Raw genomic sequence first — 17,135 nt, forward strand, 5'->3', positions numbered from 1 at the left:
CTATGTCCTTTCAGGTTGCCAGAGAGAGAGTTTGGGGATCACAGCCCCGATACTCAGAAAGTCCCTCGGCATCCTGTTCAGCGCCGGGTGGCGCGACATGGCGTTATGGCGTGCATGGTTGCTCATCAGCCTTTGACCGCTCCGGCTGTCAGACCGCTGACGATCTGGCGCTGGAAGATCAGCACAAGGAAGATCAGCGGCGCAGTGATCGACACGGCGGCGGCAACCGCGACCACTTGGTCGGTTGTAGTCGTCTCGCGGTTGAACATGCCGACAATGGCGGGAACCATGGTCTGGTTCTGCGCGTCCAGCAGCAACGCAGTGACAAGAAAGTCGTTATACGCCAGCAGGAAACTGAACAGGCCTGTGGTGATCACCCCCGGCCACATTACCGGCATGATCACACGGCGGAAGGCCTGAAAATGGCTGCAACCATCAACGCGGGCGGCCTCATCCAGCTCTGCCGGGATATTCTGAAAGAACGAACGCAGCATCCAGATCGTGAATGGCTGATTGATCGCAACCAGAACAGCAATCACCGCAAATGGCTTGCCGTAAAGTGTTGGTGCATTTTCACCCAGGATCGGGGCCAGCCATTCAGCCGAGTTGATGAAAACCGGCAGATAACCAGCCACCAGCACCGAATGCGGCAGGGCCCGGAACACCAAGGCGACAATTAGGATCCAGAAAGCCAAAGTCGATCCAGACCGTGCCAGACCATATCCCGCCAACGTCCCAACGGTCAGCGACACGGTCACCACACCTGTTGTCACGATCAGGGAGTTCTTGAAGTTGTTTGAAAAGCCCCGGTCAATCCAGACGGTCTTGTAGTGTTCGGTGGTCAGGCCAAGCACGTCCCGGCCCAAGGGCCCGAACCACGGGTTGAGCACGTTTAGAACGGCCGGCAGGACGACAAAGAACACCACGAGAAAGCCCACCAAAACGACCAGTACGCCAATGACCCAGCCGAACCATTCCTGTCCGGGTTTCGAGTAAGATTTTACCATCGACGGCAGTGTTTTGGTGGCGATGATTATCGTTGCCCAGATCACCGCCACGCCCAGAATGATATCCAGCAGCGACAGCCCCTTGCCGACGCCCAGTGTGGCCGGGCCGAAAATCACGTTCAGCGCGTTACTGTCGAACGCATCGACCGGCGATTTGAAGCTCATCACTACGATCCAGAAGATCGGGAAGGCCGCGATCAGGCACCAAAGCGCCAGAAAGATGTTCGAGGTCAGCCGCAGGCTGAGCGGTTGGCGAAGCGCGCGCGAGGACATGTCAGTGACCTCCTTTATGATCGCGCCATGTGCGGCGCAGCGGAAGGATAAGCAGGATGACAACGCCAATCATGGTCAGCATCGAGTTGGCCGAGGCACGGCTGATCGACCGGTTGCCTGCCTGATCCGGCGTCAGGTAGTCAAACGTCAACCACTGTAGCGAGATCACATAGCCCTGGCTTGAGAAGCCAACGATTTCTTCGAACACGCGGTAGCTGTCCATTAGGTGGATCATCGATACAAATATGATTAGCGGCATCAGATGCGGAATGACGATGTATTTCAGCCGCTGCCAGCGGGTTGCCCCGTCAATAATCGCGCTTTCCAGACTGTCCTGATTGACCGTTTGCAGACCGGCGTAAAAGATGATGGCCGCAAAGGGCGCCACGTGCCAGACGCGGTAGATCATCATCAGGACTTCAATCGTCCAAGCCTGCGCGAACAGGGCTATGTCACGGTTCAGCCACCATTCCATCATCGCAGTCAGGATACCGTCGCCGCGGAACAGCCAATTGATTGACAGCACTCCGATCACCGGAGTGATGATAAAAGGCAGCAGAGAGACGAATATCACCGGACCGCGGATAGAACGCGCAGCATTGTTTATCAGGATCGCGATCCCTAACCCGCAACCGACCACCAGCGGCAGGGTGATCAAAGTAAACGTCAGCGTGAACCGCAGGGCCTTCCAGAAATTGATCGTCGACAGCACATGCCAGCTGCCGTCACTTATGGCGCGCCATGCGCGGTCAGGTTCCAGAACATTGCGATAGCTTTGCAACCCCACATACTGGGTTTGCGTGATGATCTCACCATGCTCATCCAGCTTTGGCTGCGACACCTTTTCGGTCACACAGGTCTGGGTCAGGAAACCAGGGGTACAGGTTTCTTTTTCAACCGTCTCATAGATCGGCTGGGTGATATAGAAACTCTGCTTGAACACGCTGACCAGCGGGAACGCGATGAAGAGAAGCATCATAAAGACAGAGGGACCGACAAAAGCAGCAAATGTCCGGAAATTCATGGCTCTGCCTTTCTAATGGTTCTCGGGGGAAAGGGATGGGAGGGCCATAGCCCTCCCAAGGGAGGATCAGTTGCTGATCAGACCCGCTTCTTTCGCGGCAGTGACGTAGTCTGCCTCGATATCGGCCAGAGTCGTCTGCGCGTCTTTGGCACCGGTCAGGTAGTCGGCCAGCCCGTTACCCAACGAGGTGTGCATGATGCCCATAGGACCGGAAGCCGGGTAAGCCTTGGCACCGCCTTCAGCAGACGCTGCAGCACCTGCAGCCAAAGGACCTGCCGAATAGGCCGTGCTCAGCCATACTGCGACATCGTTGTTCGCACTGACCGTATCGGTGTCCATGCCCTCAAGTGCGACGCGGAAGGCAGCATCCGCTTCTTCGTCGCTCATGTTCGAAGCCAGAACAATACCGTCCCACCAGATTGTGGTCGCCGGAACCGCCGATCCCATTGGAGCCGCGGCCATGGTCACTTTGCCAACGACCTGGCTTTCGGCCTCATCGTTCATCGCAGCGGCACGGCTGGCCCACAGGTTCGCCATCGCGATCTTGCCCTGCTGGAACTGCTGCTGCACATAGGTCGAGTCAGAGACCAGGTATTCCGGGTCCATATACTCGGTCATGGCCTTCAATGTCTCAAGCGCTGCTACGCCTTGCTCGTTATTGATTGCAGGCATGTTGCCGTCACCAAAGAACGAACCGCCCTCGCCCAAATACATGTTGACGAACTCCTGACCAAGGTTCCAACCGGTCTTGAACGTCCCACCAATGGGATAGTCCATGACGCCGGCTTCCTTGATCTTGGCAGCTGCGGAAAGAACATCGCCATAAGTCTTCGGCTCTTCGATGCCCAGTTCAGCCAGAACATCGTCGCGATACATCAGGTGCTGCGCATTCACCATCATCGCGATGGCCATGGTTTGTCCGTCCACCTTGATCAACTGGTTGGGCAGCAAATCCTGGCCATATTTTTCAACCAGATCGTCCAGAGGGCGGATCGTGCCCGCGTTCAGCAAGGGGACCAGTGTTGCGTTCGATACACCGCCGATCTGATAAAGTGCGGGATCAGCCGCAAAGGCTTCGGGTTGCTTTTCACGGAATTCCTGGTCCAGCGAAGCACTGAAGTTGCCGCATTCCGCCATCGCATCGGTGACCGCTTTCCAGGCTTCAAACCCGGCGGACAGCGACTTTAGTGGCACGTCGTTTTCGAAGGCGCATTCCGACCATGCGCCGGTGGCAGCGATGGACATGGCACCTGCCATTAGGATCGTCTTGAGTTTCATGCGTTTCTCCCTGTCAGGATCGGTCCGTCGTCGACGTCCGGACCGGTGTTAAGCCCGTTTGGGCTGTTTGTGGGGGTGTTCCCCAATCCGCGCACCGCTTTCAGCTTCAAAGAGGTGACAGATTTCTTTCGGCACCGAGAACGAGACTGTCTCGCCAATCTCGGCGCGGTAGGCTTTATCGGCTTTAACCGATACCAGAGCACCGCCGACCCGGACCGAGATCATGGTCGCGTCGCCCAGCAATTCCAGCGTGTAGATCGGCGCTGTGATCTGGCCCTGCCCTTCGGCAAGGCTGGCATCCTCGGCGCGGAAGCCCAGCGTCATAGGACCGTCTGAGGCATCCACTGGGATTTCGACGTGTTCGGCACGGAACATTCCACCTGAAACGTCGCCATCCATTAAATTCATCGCGGGTGAACCAATGAAGCTGGCCACAAACGTGTTTGCCGGCATGTCATAGATTTCCGTGGGGCTGCCAACCTGCTGCACCACGCCCTGTTTCATCACCACAACGCGGTCGGCCAGTGTCATCGCTTCGATCTGGTCATGGGTCACATAGATCGTCGTCACCGCCAGCTCGTGACTGAGGTTCTTGATCTGCGCCCGGGTGGAGACCCGCAGTTTGGCGTCAAGATTCGACAGCGGTTCGTCCATCAGGAACACATTTGGTTCGCGTACAATGGCACGGGCGAGTGCCACACGCTGTCGCTGACCACCTGAGAGCTCGGCGGGTTTGCGATGCAGAAAATCGTCCAGCTCGACCATCGCGCTGGCGCGGCGTACCTTTTCGTCGTGGGTCGACGGGTCGATGCCGCGCACCTTCAGCGGAAAGCGGATGTTCTCGTAGACGTTCATGTTGGGATAAAGCGCGTAGCTCTGGAACACCATCGCAACGTCGCGGTCCTTCGGCTCCAGATCGTTGATTACATTGCCGTCGACCAGGATTTCGCCCTCGGTCACGTCCTCAAGACCTGCGATCATGCGCATCGTCGTTGTCTTGCCGCAGCCCGAGGGGCCGAGCAATACCAGAAACTCGCGATCAGCAATGGTCAGGTCGAAATTGTGAACCCCAACGAATGAGCCCCATCGCTTGCCGACGTTCCGCAATTGAATTTCCGCCATGGTGCCCCCTGCAAGGAATCATTTTGCATACGTTTGCAAAACTGTAATTCGCATACGTCAATTCAGGCAAGACTTTTTTGCATACGTATGCAAAACTGACGCAAATACCCGACTCAACCCGGCTTCGTGCCTCTCGTAAAACTTTGATCACAATGGCAAATACCGTGACCTTTCAGACAGAAAAAAAACTCGTCTCTGCGTTTCACACCGCGTTAGATTCCGCGACAGAACAAGAAATCCCGAAGGCAATGAGCCAATACTGCGCCCCGGATCTGAAGTGGCGCGGCTTTCACCCATTCAACGAAATCAATGGCGCCGAACAGGTTGCCCGGCAGTTCTGGCAACCACTAAAGAGCAGCCTAACCCGCCAGCAGAACCGTGTAGATATCCTGTTTGCGGGGCAAAACTCGCTGCGGGACGAGGCCCACGTTTGGGTCGTATCTATGGGGCATTTGATGGGGCTGTTCGACCGTCCGTGGCTGGGCATTCGCCCAACTGGCAAGCTGGCATTCCTGCCCTATTGCGCGTTCTACAAGGTCGCCGGTGACAGGATTGTCGAAACAGCGATGTATTTCGACATACCGCACCTGATGGTGCAAGCCGGGCAGAATCCGTTCCCTCCACAAACAGCGGCGCATTTGGTGCAACCCGGCCCAAGAACCCATGACGGCCTACTGCTGAACACACAACCCGCTGAAGAAGGCGAAAAGACCCTGGCGGTCATCAACGCGATGATCTCAGATCTCGGCCAATGGGACAGTGGGTTGTCGCTTGAGGATGAATTGGCCCAAACCTGGCATCAAGACATGATCTGGTGGGGACCCGAAGGGATCGGCGCGACCTACACGATAGAACGCTATGCAAAACAACACTCTGGACCGTTCCGGGCCGCCTTCTCAGACCGATCTAAAACCAATCATGTCTGCCGCATGGCCGAGGGGCATTATGGCGGGTTCTTTGGCTGGCCCAATTTCACGGCCACTCCGTCCGGCGGGTTCATGGGTATGCCCGCAACTGGTAAACCCGGCGAATTCAGGGTGATCGATATCTATCGCCGCGCGGGTGACAAACTGGCGGAAAACTGGGTCTTCATCGACTTGCTGCACTTCTGGAATGGGCAAGGCGTCGACATTCTGGCCCGAACCACAGAGGTCGAAACGCCATGAGGATAGATGCGCATCACCACCTGTGGGACCTGTCTGCCGTGACCTATCCCTGGCTCATGGAAAAGGGCGTCGCTCGTTTCTTTGGCGATCCCTCCCCCATCCAACGAAACTATTTGCTGCCGGAATTTCGCGCAGACGCCGAAGCCGAGTGTTTCGGCGCTTCGGTACATATTCAGGTGGGCGCGGCCGACCCCTGGGCCGAAGCGCAATGGGTGCAATCAGTGGCGGACCAGTTCCCGGACTGGCCCTTGGTGCAAGTGGCCTTCTGCGATTTGACCGCTGATGATCTGGACAAGCAACTCGACCGCCTCCAAACCCTGCCGTCTGTACGCGGCGTTCGTCAGATCATCGGCCGCGCTCCGGGCGAGGATGCAATCACCGGCACAAACACGCTGCTTGAAGATCCAAAGTTCTTGGCTGGTCTGAAACAACTGGGCTCACGCGGGCTATCCTTCGATCTTCAACTGCTGCCTGAGTTAATGGAAATGACCGCAGATGTGTTGTCGCAGGCCTCAGAAACCCGGATTGCTCTTTGCCATGCAGGGTCCCCCCACGACCGAACCGCACAAGGCTTGCAGAGATGGGCGGACGGGTTAAAAACGTTATCAACCCTCCCGCAAGTCTGTTGCAAACTCTCCGGCCTCGGAATGTTTGATCATAACTGGAGTGCCGAAAGCGTCTCACGAATCGTTGCCACCTGCCTGTCACAGTTTGGTGCCGACCGTTGCATGTTCGGGTCGAATTTTCCGGTCGACAGCCTCAGTTCAACTTACAAAGAAGTTGTTTCCAGGCACCAGGAACTCGTCCCGGCATCAAACCAGGACGATGTGTTCCACGGCACGGCAAAACGCTTCTATCTCTTTGAATAGGGACAATTTTTTTAGTCCTATTTTAGCGAAGTCTTCCCGACGGAAGTTCCCGAAAGTTAGCCCAATCCGACCAACGCATTGCAAACGAACTTCAGTATTTGGAGCTTTGGTTATCTGCCGCGAGCGTGCATTTCACGCTTGCGGTTCCGAGTACGCTTTGTGGCGTCCTCGGAACCATCATGATATGTTCCGAACCACTTATCCCAGGGCATTTCGGCATTGCCATAATTGCACTCGTAATAGCGATGATGAAGCTGGTGGAAAAATGCACCTATCAGCAAAGCCTGACGATCGCGCGCCCAAATCGCTTCGTATCCAGAGTGAGACGACGCTGCGCCCAGCATCAGCCAGTAGCCGGGGAAAATCATGTGAACGGGATGGCTGGGTAAGATCAGCACGATCAGAATAGCACTGAGATACCCGAAGGATTCGACCGGATGCATCGACATGCCGGACCAGGGGCCGGTGTTGACGTTGCGGTGGTGCACGGCGTGTACGTTCCTGTATATGAACGGCTGATGCAGAAATAGATGAACGGCATAAAAGTGAAAGCTTTGCCAAAGCGCCAATATCGGGAATAGCAGAATGAACCACACAGGATGCGCAACAAAGCTAAGCGTGCCGATATAATTGTTAGCGTACATCCAGCGCAGGAAGCATTCAAATATCGACAAGATGGTCGCACCAAAGACCATCGAGTAGTAGATGTTGTCCCAGGTCTGATAGCCGAATTTATACAGCGCATTCTTGCGCTTCATGTACGGTCGGGGGTCGTATTTCAGCAACTTACCTTGCCCGTCGACACCGTAAAACCACATATGCAGCCCACCGGCGACGACCAATAGCAACACCCAGTTGCGAATGAACACCCATGACATCCAGCCAATGGCAAAAATGGCCTGATCGGATCCGACGGGCTGCAACCAGAACGCCACCAGAAAAGCCAGCGCAAGATAGATCGAACGATCCGAAAATTGCAGCCAGTTCTGCCAGGCCCATTTCCCCATGACGCCGAATTTGGGTGGCCAGTGCCAATAGGGGGCGTGCTTTACCGGAAGTTCCGGGTGCCAGTGCCATTCGCGGCTCATGGGGGCGGGATCTTCGGAGGTATGAGCTGTTTTCCGAGCGTTCGTATCTGCAGTCGTCACGGGGTGTCCTTTCCTGAGCAAATGTACCTTTTTTGATCAGGATGAGGCCGGAGGCGGCTCATACGGGTATTTCCGTGACGGACGGCAAGTCATCGTGGGGCCTACTCGTGAAACGGGCGGCGCTTGTCCAGCGCTTCACGTAGTTTTTCATGCTCACCGGGCTTCATGCCGATGCTCGTCGCAGTGTCGGGATAACTACCGTCCAGAACCGCGGTACGATAGGCGGTCAAACCCTTCATCCTTTCGGCCTCCAGTTTTGTACGGGCACCTGCCATATCGGCAAAGGCTTTGGCATGTCGCGGAGGGTTTGGGGTGTCGCCGCAAGCGTCTTCCTGGAAAAGGAAGATCACATCGGCAGCCCCGCCAGAACCGATTGAGTGGGTGATCAGTCCGGTACGCGGGCTGATCTCTGCAATCGCCTCGTTGGCGACACATTCCAACTCGACTGCATAAGCACCAGCGTCTTCCAACCGTCGCAGATCCTCGGCCAGTTGTATTGCTCCATCAGCGGTGCGCCCATAGGCACGCAATCCGCCGATCTGGGTGGACAGGCGGGGCACCAGGCCCAGATGACCCTGAACGGCCAACCCTTCGTCGGCCAGCAGTTCCACGGCTTTGAGACTGCGCAATGTGTAAACCGCGTCTGCCCCGGCGGTTGCCGCACGTATACCGGCACGCAGGATGTCCTGGTGGGTCTCATAATCGCCGGCCATCAACGCGGCAGTGGTGAACGTGTCAGGCGCACCGGCGCGTACTTCGGCCAGATCGTGATCGACGATTGATAGATGATCAATGCCCGCGGCCTGAGCCGCAGCAGCCTCGGTGCGGCTCACGGCGGTCGTCTGCACGAATTTACGCCTGCCCTTGCCTGCCTTGATATCCGCCACCGTCAAGTTACGCGTCGCCGGATGCCCACCAAAAGTATAGATCCGTTTCAAAACCGCTGTCCTTTTTTATTCAGCGGCTTTGCGTTCAGAGCCTTGCGGGATCACCTCGTAACCGGGTTCTTCCGGCTCATCATCCGTCATTTCCGGCGGGAAACCGGGGGCGAGAATGTCCAGACCGGTGGCCTCTTCCAGACGTTTGATGATGTTGGGCGAAAAACAACGCTCGCCATAGCGTTCGATGCCATCCTCAAAGATCTGAACCAGCATAGGCGAGATTTCCAGCGGCACATTGTGACGGTCAGCCACCTGCTGGAACAGACCGGCATCCTTTTTGACCAGATCCATGGTGAAAGAAATGTCCCGGCTACCGTTCAGGATCACCTGACTTTCGGTTTCATGTACGAATGACGTGCCGGAGCTAATCTTCATCGCCTCATAGGTCGTGTTGAGGTCCATACCGGCCGCCTTGGCGGTGACAAGCGCTTCGCAGCAAGTGACAAGATTGGCCGTGGCCAGATAGTTCGTCACCACTTTCAAAACCGAAGCCGAGCCCAAATCGCCAGTGTGCAAAATGCGTCGACCCATGGTTTTCAGGAAAGGCGCGATGCGGTCAAACGTGGCACGGTCGCAGCCCGCAAAGATCGAGATATTGCCCGTCGCCGCACGGTGGCATCCGCCCGAAACCGGGCAATCCACGGCTGCGCCTCCTGCCTCCATCACCATTGCGCCCAAGCGTTTGACCTCGGCTTCGTCAGTGGTGGACATCTCCATCCAGATTTTGCCCGGCTTCACCTCGGACAGCATCTGTTGCATGACGGCATCAGAAGCAGCGGGCGATGGCAAACAGGTGATTACCGTATCGCAATCGCGCATCAGTTGGGCCGGGCTCTCCCCCCTGGTTGCCCCGCGCGAAACGAAATCATCCACAAGTTCGGTGTTGAGGTCATGCACCGTTAGATCAATGCCGTTCCGCAGCAAACTGCCACTGAGTTTCCCGCCGACATTTCCAAGACCAATAAATCCAACTTTCATGCGAGTGGTTCCCTGTTTCATTTCCCGCCGGATGATCGGCAAAGATTTTACTTCGCAAAAAGTACAAACGTTGATGGCATTGTGTAAAACGAATAAAACCGGCAGGTATCAGCGAAAATTTTTGGTGCTACGAATGCCGCAATCTCCTAACCCTATCTGGCTTCGGTCTTTTGAATGCGCCGCGCGGCATCTGAGCTTTACTGCCGCCGCGGCAGAGCTGGGTATCACGCAATCGGCACTTAGCCTGCATGTCCGCTCGCTGGAAGCGCAACTTGGCTGCCCCTTGTTCTATCGCGCCGCACGCAACCTAAGCCTGACCGAAGTTGGCCAGGCATACGCGTTTTCTGTGCGGCAAGCCCTAAGAGACATCGATCTGTCAACGATCAGTCTGTTCGGATCAAACCAGAAGCACGAGCTAGTCGTGCGTGCACCAATATCCACGGCGACCTTGTTTCTCGCTCACAGGTTGCCCGAGTTTTTGCGGATCCACCCCGATATTTCCATAAAGCTGGTCTCGAACATTTGGGCTGAATCCGCAGGCCGTGAAAATGTCGATGTCGAGTTGCGGGTAGGCAGCGGTGAGTGGACTGATATCCCAGCTCGGAAAATATCCACTGAGCGTATCGTACGAATTGCCCCCACGATTTCTGGGGGGAAAGCCCCTTCCACCGAAGATCTGCAACAACAGCCGCTCATTCACATTCTGGGATTCCAACAGATGTGGGAACGGTATTTTTTCGCAACCGGGGTTCAACAAATCCAGTACGCATCGACCTTTGTGGTCGACACGACCATTGCGGCGGTGGACATCGTGGCTGCAGGTGGCGGCAATGCGATCGTTATCGAGAGGTTTGCCAAAACCGCCATTGAGACCGGAAGAAAGGTCGCCATAGTTGGTGAAGCCGTTCCAATAGAACAGAGCCACTATTTGATTGCGGGGCAAAACTCAAAAGCGGATGCAGTGGCCAAACAGCGTTTTGAAGCTTGGCTGGAAGGCATCTTTAAGTGAACCAAAACTTCTTCGTCCAAACGGGTTGTGTTCGTGCGTGTTCAGCTCTGATATTTTTGGAATACAGGTAGAAGCTTCAACGGCAAAGCCTCCGCGTTAGACGGCATTCGGACCTCAGCGCGGCGAATATTGGGAATAAGCGCCAGATCACTCCGCACATACCAGTCTTCTACAATTCCGGGTACAACGACGGAACATGAACCCGAGCCGACGTCGAATGAGATGCTGAGAACGTTCAATGCATCTGCCCCAAGGGTCATGCGCTAAAGCAGCTTCCAAGAAACTACTCTGACCCAACCGGGGAATAGTGACCAAAGGGGAGGGCGTGGACGTCTGATTGGTCGAGCCAAAGGTGGGATGAACAGAACAACAATCAGTATAGATTGGGACCCACAGAAAGACTAAGTCCCGACGCTTATCTATGACGTCAGCAATCCCGATATTTTGGTCGCTCCAAACTGCAAAAGCGAAAGGAACTGCATCAAACTGTCCAATTCGTGACGCTGGGTTGGCGCGTGAACAGACAACGTAGCCACAAGCCTTTCGTGCCCATCCAGAACAGGGACAGCTACGGCGGTCATCCCGGGCATGAATTCTTCGTCATCCGTTGAATACCCTCTTTGCGCGATGTTCATGATTTCGGCGCGCAGAGCTTCTGGGTCAGTTATTGTTTTCTTAGTGTTCGCGTTCAGCTTACGAGCGGAAAGAAACCCGTCCAACGTGTTCTCACGAAGCGTGGACAAGTACATCTTGCCGCTGGCCGTGCAATGAAACGGAACCTGGGTGCCAATCGGCAATTGAATCCTCAGGGGCCATTCCGTTTCCACCCGGTCCAGATATATCATTCCCTCCCGATCCGGGATGGCGAGGTTGCAGGTCTCGCCAATTTCATCAGCGATGCCCCGCAGGATCGCAAGGCGGGCTGTCCGAAGGTGCTCCGACGAGACCGTGTTAACCGAAAGCTGCCGCAATCGTGGCCCGGGACCATAGGATCGTCCATCCAGATCACGTTGTAGGAACCCTTCGGCCTCAGCCGTTAGAAGCAGACGATGTACTGTCGGTTTCGCCAAACCCAATGATTCAATCAGGTCTGACGGTTTGACTGCGACCCCACGCTTTGCAACCTCTTCAAGGATCAACAGCAAACGCAGGTTCGTCGGGATTTGGGATTCTTTCTCTCGCGTGTCTGCGTTTGCCATCCCGCTAAACTCTAGTTGTTTGGCAACAAGATCAAGGCCAGATCAGGCACCAGAGAGACCAAAATCCACACAGACAGCAACGCCACAAGGTAAGGCACCGTATAGCGCAGCAGCCGGAAGTACGGCACACCTGTCACACCTGACGCAACATAAAGGTTCAGACCATATGGTGGCGTGATGAACCCAATCGAGGCACCTACAAGGAAAATCACCGAAAAATGGATCGGGTCGACCCCTACGGACGCAGCAATCGGTGCTAGGATCGGTGCTAGGATAATCGTCACCGGCAAGCTTTCCAGAACCATGCCTGAGAAAAAGACGATGACCATCGATGTGAACAGAACCGCGTAATACCCACCCATTGAGGTCACGAAATCTCCGATCGTTTGTTGTGCTCCAAGCAGCGACAGAATTTGCTGCATGACCACCGAGATCGCAATCAGCGGCGCAAGGATACCCGTGATCTGAGCCGAGCGGATCACGATCGAGGGGATCTCAGGGATTGTGAAGCCTTCGACAACCAGCATTTCGGCAAAGCTTTTGTCTGTGGGCGAAATATTATCCCGCGCGCCCATGATCCGGTTGATCGGATAGCTGACCAAGCCCGCGATGACACAGAAACCAACGGTTACACCCGCCGCCTCGGTCGGTGAGAACTTGCCGGTATAGATGCCCCATAGCACGAGGCCGATGGCGAAAAAGCCGAGCCACGCACCAAATGCCGTTTTGAGAATCCGGTTCAGTTGCAGCGGAATCAGGTGCCCCCACCCATTAATCCGACAGATGATCCAGCATGCGAATTGCATACCAAAAACCATAAGCGCACCAGGTATGATACCGGCGACGAACAGCTCGGAAATGGGCAGGTTCATCAAGAACCCGTAGACGATGAAGATGATGGATGGAGGAATGATGATCCCAACCGTACCGCCCGCCGCGGCCGTGGCCGCGCTAAAGCGTTCGTCATAGCCGCCTTTGACCATCTCAGGGTGCAGCATTGAACCGATGGTTGCGGTCGTTGCAGAGTTCGACCCGGAAATCGCGGCAAACAATCCACACGCCCCAAGCGATGCCATAGCCAGCCCGCCGCGTATCCAGCCTAAACAGGAATAGGCAAAATCACTCAACCGCCGCGCGATCCCCGATTTGTTGATCAGGTCGCCGGTCAGGATGAACAGCGGCATCGCCAACAAGGCGAAGCCTTTGTTGAACACGTTCAGTAGCTCTGCACCCATATTGTCGAGTGTCAGCCCCAGAACGAATGAGCATCCGATCACCCAGTATCCGATGACCAGCAGCACCGGCACGCCCAACATGAACAGAAACGTCACGCCCAGCGAAATAAGTGTAACTAAAGTTCCGTCTGTCATCAATCTGCCCCTATCACGGCCTGCTTGATCAGCGGCTCTCCGGTTTTCCAATTGTGCAGATCGTCAGCAAGGTTTTGAAACACGCGACCGACCATCAAAAAGAAGGACACAGGCGCGGCCAACAGAAACCACCACTGCATGATGTTGTCTGTCCCAAGCACGATCTGAAAGTTCGAGGCTGACAGCGCAACGAGGCGTGTTGTGGTCACGATCACGATGACCGCAAAGATGAACCACAAAATGGCATCCAGAAACAGACAGGCCAGTTGACCGCCGCGCGGCATCGCGGTGCGAAACTCGCTGAAGCTAAGATGCGTGCGCAGGCGGACATTATAGGACGCACCAAACCAGGCCATTATCATGAACAGAAGCGGAGGAATGGTGGTGGACCAAGGTTCCTGGTCGTTAAAAACAAAGCGGTCAATAACACCCCAGAAGATGATCAGCGCAATGGCAAGGTAGGAATAAACCATGATCGACCGTTCGAAGTGGCGTTCAACAAAGGGCACTTTGCGATAGATCAGCATTACAAGAAAACCGCCGAGCGCGGCGGCAACAGTACCGACAACCCAGGCGGCGTCAGATTCCAATGCGGATTGGATTTCGAATGAATCGCGAGTGAGCAAGGCGCTGAAAATTGCCCCGATATCTGCCCATAGTGACATGAACCCCGTCCTCCCAGTCGGTGTTTAGAGAAACCGGCCCCGAGGGGCCGGTTCGAAATGTTAGATCAGGCCGCGCCTTTCCACCAACGGCGGGGCTCAACGTTTTCGGGCAGTGTGTCTGCTGGGATCTGCCGCGCGATGTCGTAGATTTCCTGATAGGTGTCGATACCACCGGCCCATTTGTTCAGCCGCTCGCGCCACTGCGCCCAGGGTTCAGGATTAAAGTTCGGCGCACACATTTCCTCGGCCAGTTTGATCTGATCGTCCGGCAGGAATGCTGCACGTACACCGTTTTCCGCAAAGATGGTGTTGGGCAGCTGTGGTTCCGAGAAACCAACCGTGTTCAGCAGTGCAGCTTCGTTTGCACCCTGAATAAGGGCCTGCGTGAAATAGGACGATTCCATTACTGCGTCCTGAAGTTCACCGCCAAGACCGTCAAACACTTTGGCCGACATTGACGTATGTTCAGTACCGCAGAAGAATTTGAGATTGACGGATTGCGAGACGACCGGAGCCATGTTTGCGTAGGCAACGGCTGATGCCCAAGTTTCCGCCCCATCAATCAGGCCCGTCTTGAGCGCGTCCAGGGTTTCTTCCCATGCCACCGGCACCGGGTTCAGGTTCAGTAGCTGCATGGCGATCCGGCCAAGCTGTGTCCCTGTCACACGGTTCTTTGTCCCGAACAGTTCTTCCAGTTTGGTGACAGTTGGCTTGTCAGAGAAGGTCGAGCCCATTTGCAGGCCGCGCAGTTCACAGTGGGTGAACAGGAATTTCAGCCCGTGGCGCTTTTCGAGGGGGTCTCGCAGAATACGCTGGCTGTCGGGGCTGTAGAAGAAATGATACTGCGCCGCCCTGCTGGGGAACATATAGGCATAGTCCAGCACGTTCAGATATGGCGCACCGCCCGCAGAGTTCTGGGTCGACGCCGCATAGATGTCGACGATTCCCTGCTGAGTCTTCTCAACACAGCTCAGTTGTCCGCAGATCTGGTTGTCGCCAATGAACTCGATCCGAATCTCACCGTCAGTGCGTTCTTCCAGATCTCGGGCGAATTCGATGGCCCCTGCCCGTTCGATCAGCAGGTTGCGCGTATTGAAACCTGATGCACCGAATTTCAGCGTGTGTTTAGGTTCTTTCGAAAACCGTTTTTCATAAGTTGATTCTGCGGCTTGCGCCAAATTGGCCAAACTCATCGCGCCGCCAAAGCCACCCGCTGCCAGCAGCGTTGAGCTCATGCCATAACGCCCGGCCACACGAAAAAAATCCCGCCGTGAGACACCGCTTAGTTTCTTACCGATCTCCATTGCTTACCTCCCTGATCGCAATTATTGAGACGTTTTGTATCAAAAAATGCTAGTATAGTTCCGGCAATTTGCATAGTGTTTTTTTCAGTTACCTTGGGAGGAGACCGTCATGGAGGTGGATTATGTAGTCGTCGGAGCAGGCTCTTCGGGCTGCGTCATTGCCAATCGGCTAAGCGCTGACCCCAGCACAACAGTGGCATTGTTGGAAGCTGGCGGACCTGACACCAACCCGTGGATTCACATACCGGTTGGATACTTCAAAACCATGCATAACCCCTCATTGGATTGGTGTTACCGCACTGAACCAGATCCAGGTTTGAATGGACGTTCGATTGATTGGCCGCGCGGAAAGGTCCTTGGCGGATCTTCCTCGTTGAACGGGCTTTTGTATGTTCGTGGTCAGAAAGAGGACTACGACCGCTGGCGTCAGATGGGTAACGTCGGCTGGGGTTGGGATGACGTCTTGCCTCTGTTCAAACGCAGCGAGGATCAAGAGCGCGGCGAAGACGCATTTCATGGTACAGGCGGCCCGCTGTCGGTGTCCAACATGCGCATTCAGCGACCGATCTGTGACGCCTGGGTAGCCGCCGCCCAAGAGGCGGGTTACCCGTTTAATCCTGACTACAACGGGGCCGATCAGGAAGGCGTTGGCTACTTTCAGCTGACCACTCGGAATGGTCGTCGTTGCAGTGCGGCCGTTGCATACCTCAAACCGATCAGGAACAGGCCGAACCTGAACATCATCACCCGTGCATTGGTAACCAAGGTCAAACTGGACGGCAAAAAAGCAACCGGGCTTCTTTATCGCGACCGATCGGGTGAAGTGAAGTCGATCAAAGTGCGCCGCGAAATCATCTTGTCCGGTGGTGCCATCAACTCACCTCAGATTTTGATGTTGTCAGGCATCGGAGACCCGGATCACTTGAAGGCTAACGGCATTGAACCCGTTCATTCGCTGCCCGGCGTCGGCAAAGGGCTGCAGGATCACTTGCAGGCACGCCTGGTCTTCAAATGCAACGAGCCAACGCTGAATGATGAAGTGCGCAGCCTGTTCAATCAGGCACGGATCGCGCTGAAATACGCGCTATTCCGGGCCGGACCTATGACAATGGCGGCCAGCCTGGCCACCGGATTTCTGAAAACCCGCCCCGAAGTTCAGACTCCTGACATTCAATTCCACGTTCAACCCTGGTCTGCCGACAGCCCCGGAGAGGGCGTGCACCCGTTTTCTGCCTTCACAATGTCCGTCTGTCAGCTGAGGCCGGAAAGCCGCGGAGAACTGCGTCTGGATGGCCCCGATCCGGCCAGTTACGTCAAGATCATTCCAAACTATTTGTCGACGGAAACTGATTGCAGAACGATCGTCGACGGCGTGAACATCGCGCGGGACATCGCCCGGCATAATCCACTGGCTTCTAAGATTTCAGAAGAGTTCCGACCAACCTCTGATCTGTCCCGCGATGACTACGAAGGCACTTTGGATTGGGCGCGCTCGAATTCCGTCTCGATCTATCACCCGACAGGAACCTGCGCGATGGGTACCTCGGAAAGCTCTGTTGTGGATCCAAACCTGAAGGTCAAAGGAATCGAAAATCTGCGCGTTGCCGACTGTTCAATCATGCCGGAAATCGTCAGCGGCAACACTAATGCTCCAGCAATCATGATCGGTGAAAAAGCCAGTGAGTTGCTATGCGCAAACAAGTGATTTTGGACTTTTTGTGACCTTCCTTACCCGTGCCTGGATCTGACCTGTACAAGATGGTCAGATTCCATAAGTTTCAC

General features: G+C 55.4%; 15 protein-coding genes and 1 pseudogene. 5 read left to right on the forward strand and 11 right to left on the reverse strand.

Going from position 1 to position 17,135, the window contains the following annotated elements; all coding sequences use genetic code 11:
• Positions 1–125: 125 nt before the first annotated feature.
• The 4 genes from AC2FLJ_RS12060 to AC2FLJ_RS12075 form a co-directional block, all read right to left on the reverse strand.
• A complete protein-coding gene (locus AC2FLJ_RS12060) occupies positions 126–1,280 on the reverse strand; it encodes a carbohydrate ABC transporter permease (RefSeq protein WP_109312349.1) in 1,155 nt (384 codons plus the stop codon).
• A gap of 1 nt (position 1,281) precedes the next feature.
• A complete protein-coding gene (locus tag AC2FLJ_RS12065) occupies positions 1,282–2,304 on the reverse strand; it encodes a carbohydrate ABC transporter permease (protein WP_496698919.1) in 1,023 nt (340 codons plus the stop codon).
• 66 nt (positions 2,305–2,370) lie between these two features.
• Positions 2,371–3,582, reverse strand: a complete 1,212-nt coding sequence (locus tag AC2FLJ_RS12070; RefSeq protein WP_496698917.1) for an ABC transporter substrate-binding protein — start codon at positions 3,580–3,582, stop codon at positions 2,371–2,373.
• 48 nt (positions 3,583–3,630) lie between these two features.
• Positions 3,631–4,704: an ABC transporter ATP-binding protein gene (locus AC2FLJ_RS12075; protein ID WP_282120203.1), complete on the reverse strand. Its 1,074-nt coding sequence runs from the start codon at positions 4,702–4,704 to the stop codon at positions 3,631–3,633.
• A 152-nt stretch (positions 4,705–4,856) separates the two neighbouring features.
• Between AC2FLJ_RS12075 and AC2FLJ_RS12080 the strand changes: the two genes are divergently transcribed.
• Both AC2FLJ_RS12080 and AC2FLJ_RS12085 read left to right on the forward strand, forming a co-directional pair.
• Positions 4,857–5,870: a nuclear transport factor 2 family protein gene (locus AC2FLJ_RS12080; RefSeq protein ID WP_496698915.1), complete on the forward strand. Its 1,014-nt coding sequence runs from the start codon at positions 4,857–4,859 to the stop codon at positions 5,868–5,870.
• Complete coding sequence (locus AC2FLJ_RS12085; RefSeq protein WP_496698913.1) at positions 5,867–6,739, forward strand: amidohydrolase family protein; 873 nt, start codon at positions 5,867–5,869, stop codon at positions 6,737–6,739. The genes AC2FLJ_RS12080 and AC2FLJ_RS12085 overlap by 4 nt, the downstream gene beginning before the upstream one ends.
• Before the next feature lie 110 nt (positions 6,740–6,849).
• Here the strand turns inward: AC2FLJ_RS12085 and AC2FLJ_RS12090 are convergent, their stop codons facing one another.
• The 3 genes from AC2FLJ_RS12090 to AC2FLJ_RS12100 form a co-directional block, all read right to left on the reverse strand.
• Positions 6,850–7,827 (reverse strand): sterol desaturase family protein, encoded by a 978-nt coding sequence (locus AC2FLJ_RS12090; RefSeq protein ID WP_496698911.1) that lies wholly within the window; start codon positions 7,825–7,827, stop codon positions 6,850–6,852.
• A gap of 161 nt (positions 7,828–7,988) precedes the next feature.
• The gene (locus tag AC2FLJ_RS12095) at positions 7,989–8,825 is read right to left on the reverse strand and encodes a 3-methyl-2-oxobutanoate hydroxymethyltransferase (RefSeq protein WP_496705994.1); all 837 of its coding nucleotides are present in this window, start codon (positions 8,823–8,825) and stop codon (positions 7,989–7,991) included.
• A gap of 15 nt (positions 8,826–8,840) precedes the next feature.
• Positions 8,841–9,827, reverse strand: a complete 987-nt coding sequence (locus AC2FLJ_RS12100; RefSeq protein WP_282120198.1) for an NAD(P)-dependent oxidoreductase — start codon at positions 9,825–9,827, stop codon at positions 8,841–8,843.
• A gap of 112 nt (positions 9,828–9,939) precedes the next feature.
• Between AC2FLJ_RS12100 and AC2FLJ_RS12105 the strand changes: the two genes are divergently transcribed.
• Together AC2FLJ_RS12105 and AC2FLJ_RS12110 are read left to right on the forward strand one after the other, a co-directional pair.
• Positions 9,940–10,815 carry a LysR family transcriptional regulator gene (locus tag AC2FLJ_RS12105; RefSeq protein ID WP_496705996.1) on the forward strand — a complete coding sequence of 292 codons (876 nt, stop codon included), beginning with the start codon at positions 9,940–9,942 and terminating at the stop codon, positions 10,813–10,815.
• A 140-nt stretch (positions 10,816–10,955) separates the two neighbouring features.
• Positions 10,956–11,111 (forward strand): annotated as a pseudogene (locus tag AC2FLJ_RS12110) (IS5/IS1182 family transposase); the annotation flags it as partial.
• 123 nt (positions 11,112–11,234) lie between these two features.
• On the opposite strand, the gene AC2FLJ_RS12115 reads toward AC2FLJ_RS12110, so the two are convergent.
• The 4 genes from AC2FLJ_RS12115 to AC2FLJ_RS12130 form a co-directional block, all read right to left on the reverse strand.
• Positions 11,235–12,014: an IclR family transcriptional regulator gene (locus AC2FLJ_RS12115; protein ID WP_496705998.1), complete on the reverse strand. Its 780-nt coding sequence runs from the start codon at positions 12,012–12,014 to the stop codon at positions 11,235–11,237.
• A gap of 11 nt (positions 12,015–12,025) precedes the next feature.
• Complete coding sequence (locus AC2FLJ_RS12120; protein ID WP_058276698.1) at positions 12,026–13,384, reverse strand: TRAP transporter large permease; 1,359 nt, start codon at positions 13,382–13,384, stop codon at positions 12,026–12,028.
• Entirely contained in the window at positions 13,384–14,049 is a 666-nt protein-coding gene (locus AC2FLJ_RS12125) for a TRAP transporter small permease (protein ID WP_058276699.1), read from the reverse strand. Before AC2FLJ_RS12125 ends, AC2FLJ_RS12120 begins: the two co-directional genes overlap by 1 nt.
• Positions 14,050–14,114: 65 nt before the next feature.
• The gene (locus AC2FLJ_RS12130) at positions 14,115–15,353 is read right to left on the reverse strand and encodes a TRAP transporter substrate-binding protein (protein WP_058273422.1); all 1,239 of its coding nucleotides are present in this window, start codon (positions 15,351–15,353) and stop codon (positions 14,115–14,117) included.
• Positions 15,354–15,462: 109 nt separating this feature from the next.
• Here AC2FLJ_RS12130 and AC2FLJ_RS12135 point away from each other — a divergent pair, with 109 nt between their 5' ends.
• Entirely contained in the window at positions 15,463–17,058 is a 1,596-nt protein-coding gene (locus AC2FLJ_RS12135) for a GMC family oxidoreductase (RefSeq protein WP_496706002.1), read from the forward strand.
• Positions 17,059–17,135 lie beyond the last annotated feature (77 nt).

The organism is Ruegeria sp. CDSA034 (assembly GCF_059612275.1).

Bases quoted from the DNA above. Each gene is read 5' to 3' on its own strand.
- AC2FLJ_RS12060 (WP_109312349.1), bottom strand. From the start codon at position 1,280: ATGTCCTCGCGCGCGCTTCGCCAACCGCTCAGCCTGCGGCTGACCTCG.
- AC2FLJ_RS12065 (WP_496698919.1), bottom strand. From the start codon at position 2,304: ATGAATTTCCGGACATTTGCTGCTTTTGTCGGTCCCTCTGTCTTTATG.
- AC2FLJ_RS12070 (WP_496698917.1), bottom strand. From the start codon at position 3,582: ATGAAACTCAAGACGATCCTAATGGCAGGTGCCATGTCCATCGCTGCC.
- AC2FLJ_RS12075 (WP_282120203.1), bottom strand. From the start codon at position 4,704: ATGGCGGAAATTCAATTGCGGAACGTCGGCAAGCGATGGGGCTCATTC.
- AC2FLJ_RS12080 (WP_496698915.1), top strand. From the start codon at position 4,857: ATGGCAAATACCGTGACCTTTCAGACAGAAAAAAAACTCGTCTCTGCG.
- AC2FLJ_RS12085 (WP_496698913.1), top strand. From the start codon at position 5,867: ATGAGGATAGATGCGCATCACCACCTGTGGGACCTGTCTGCCGTGACC.
- AC2FLJ_RS12090 (WP_496698911.1), bottom strand. From the start codon at position 7,827: ATGAGCCGCGAATGGCACTGGCACCCGGAACTTCCGGTAAAGCACGCC.
- AC2FLJ_RS12100 (WP_282120198.1), bottom strand. From the start codon at position 9,827: ATGAAACAGGGAACCACTCGCATGAAAGTTGGATTTATTGGTCTTGGA.
- AC2FLJ_RS12105 (WP_496705996.1), top strand. From the start codon at position 9,940: ATGCCGCAATCTCCTAACCCTATCTGGCTTCGGTCTTTTGAATGCGCC.
- AC2FLJ_RS12115 (WP_496705998.1), bottom strand. From the start codon at position 12,014: ATGGCAAACGCAGACACGCGAGAGAAAGAATCCCAAATCCCGACGAAC.
- AC2FLJ_RS12120 (WP_058276698.1), bottom strand. From the start codon at position 13,384: ATGACAGACGGAACTTTAGTTACACTTATTTCGCTGGGCGTGACGTTT.
- AC2FLJ_RS12125 (WP_058276699.1), bottom strand. From the start codon at position 14,049: ATGTCACTATGGGCAGATATCGGGGCAATTTTCAGCGCCTTGCTCACT.
- AC2FLJ_RS12130 (WP_058273422.1), bottom strand. From the start codon at position 15,353: ATGGAGATCGGTAAGAAACTAAGCGGTGTCTCACGGCGGGATTTTTTT.
- AC2FLJ_RS12135 (WP_496706002.1), top strand. From the start codon at position 15,463: ATGGAGGTGGATTATGTAGTCGTCGGAGCAGGCTCTTCGGGCTGCGTC.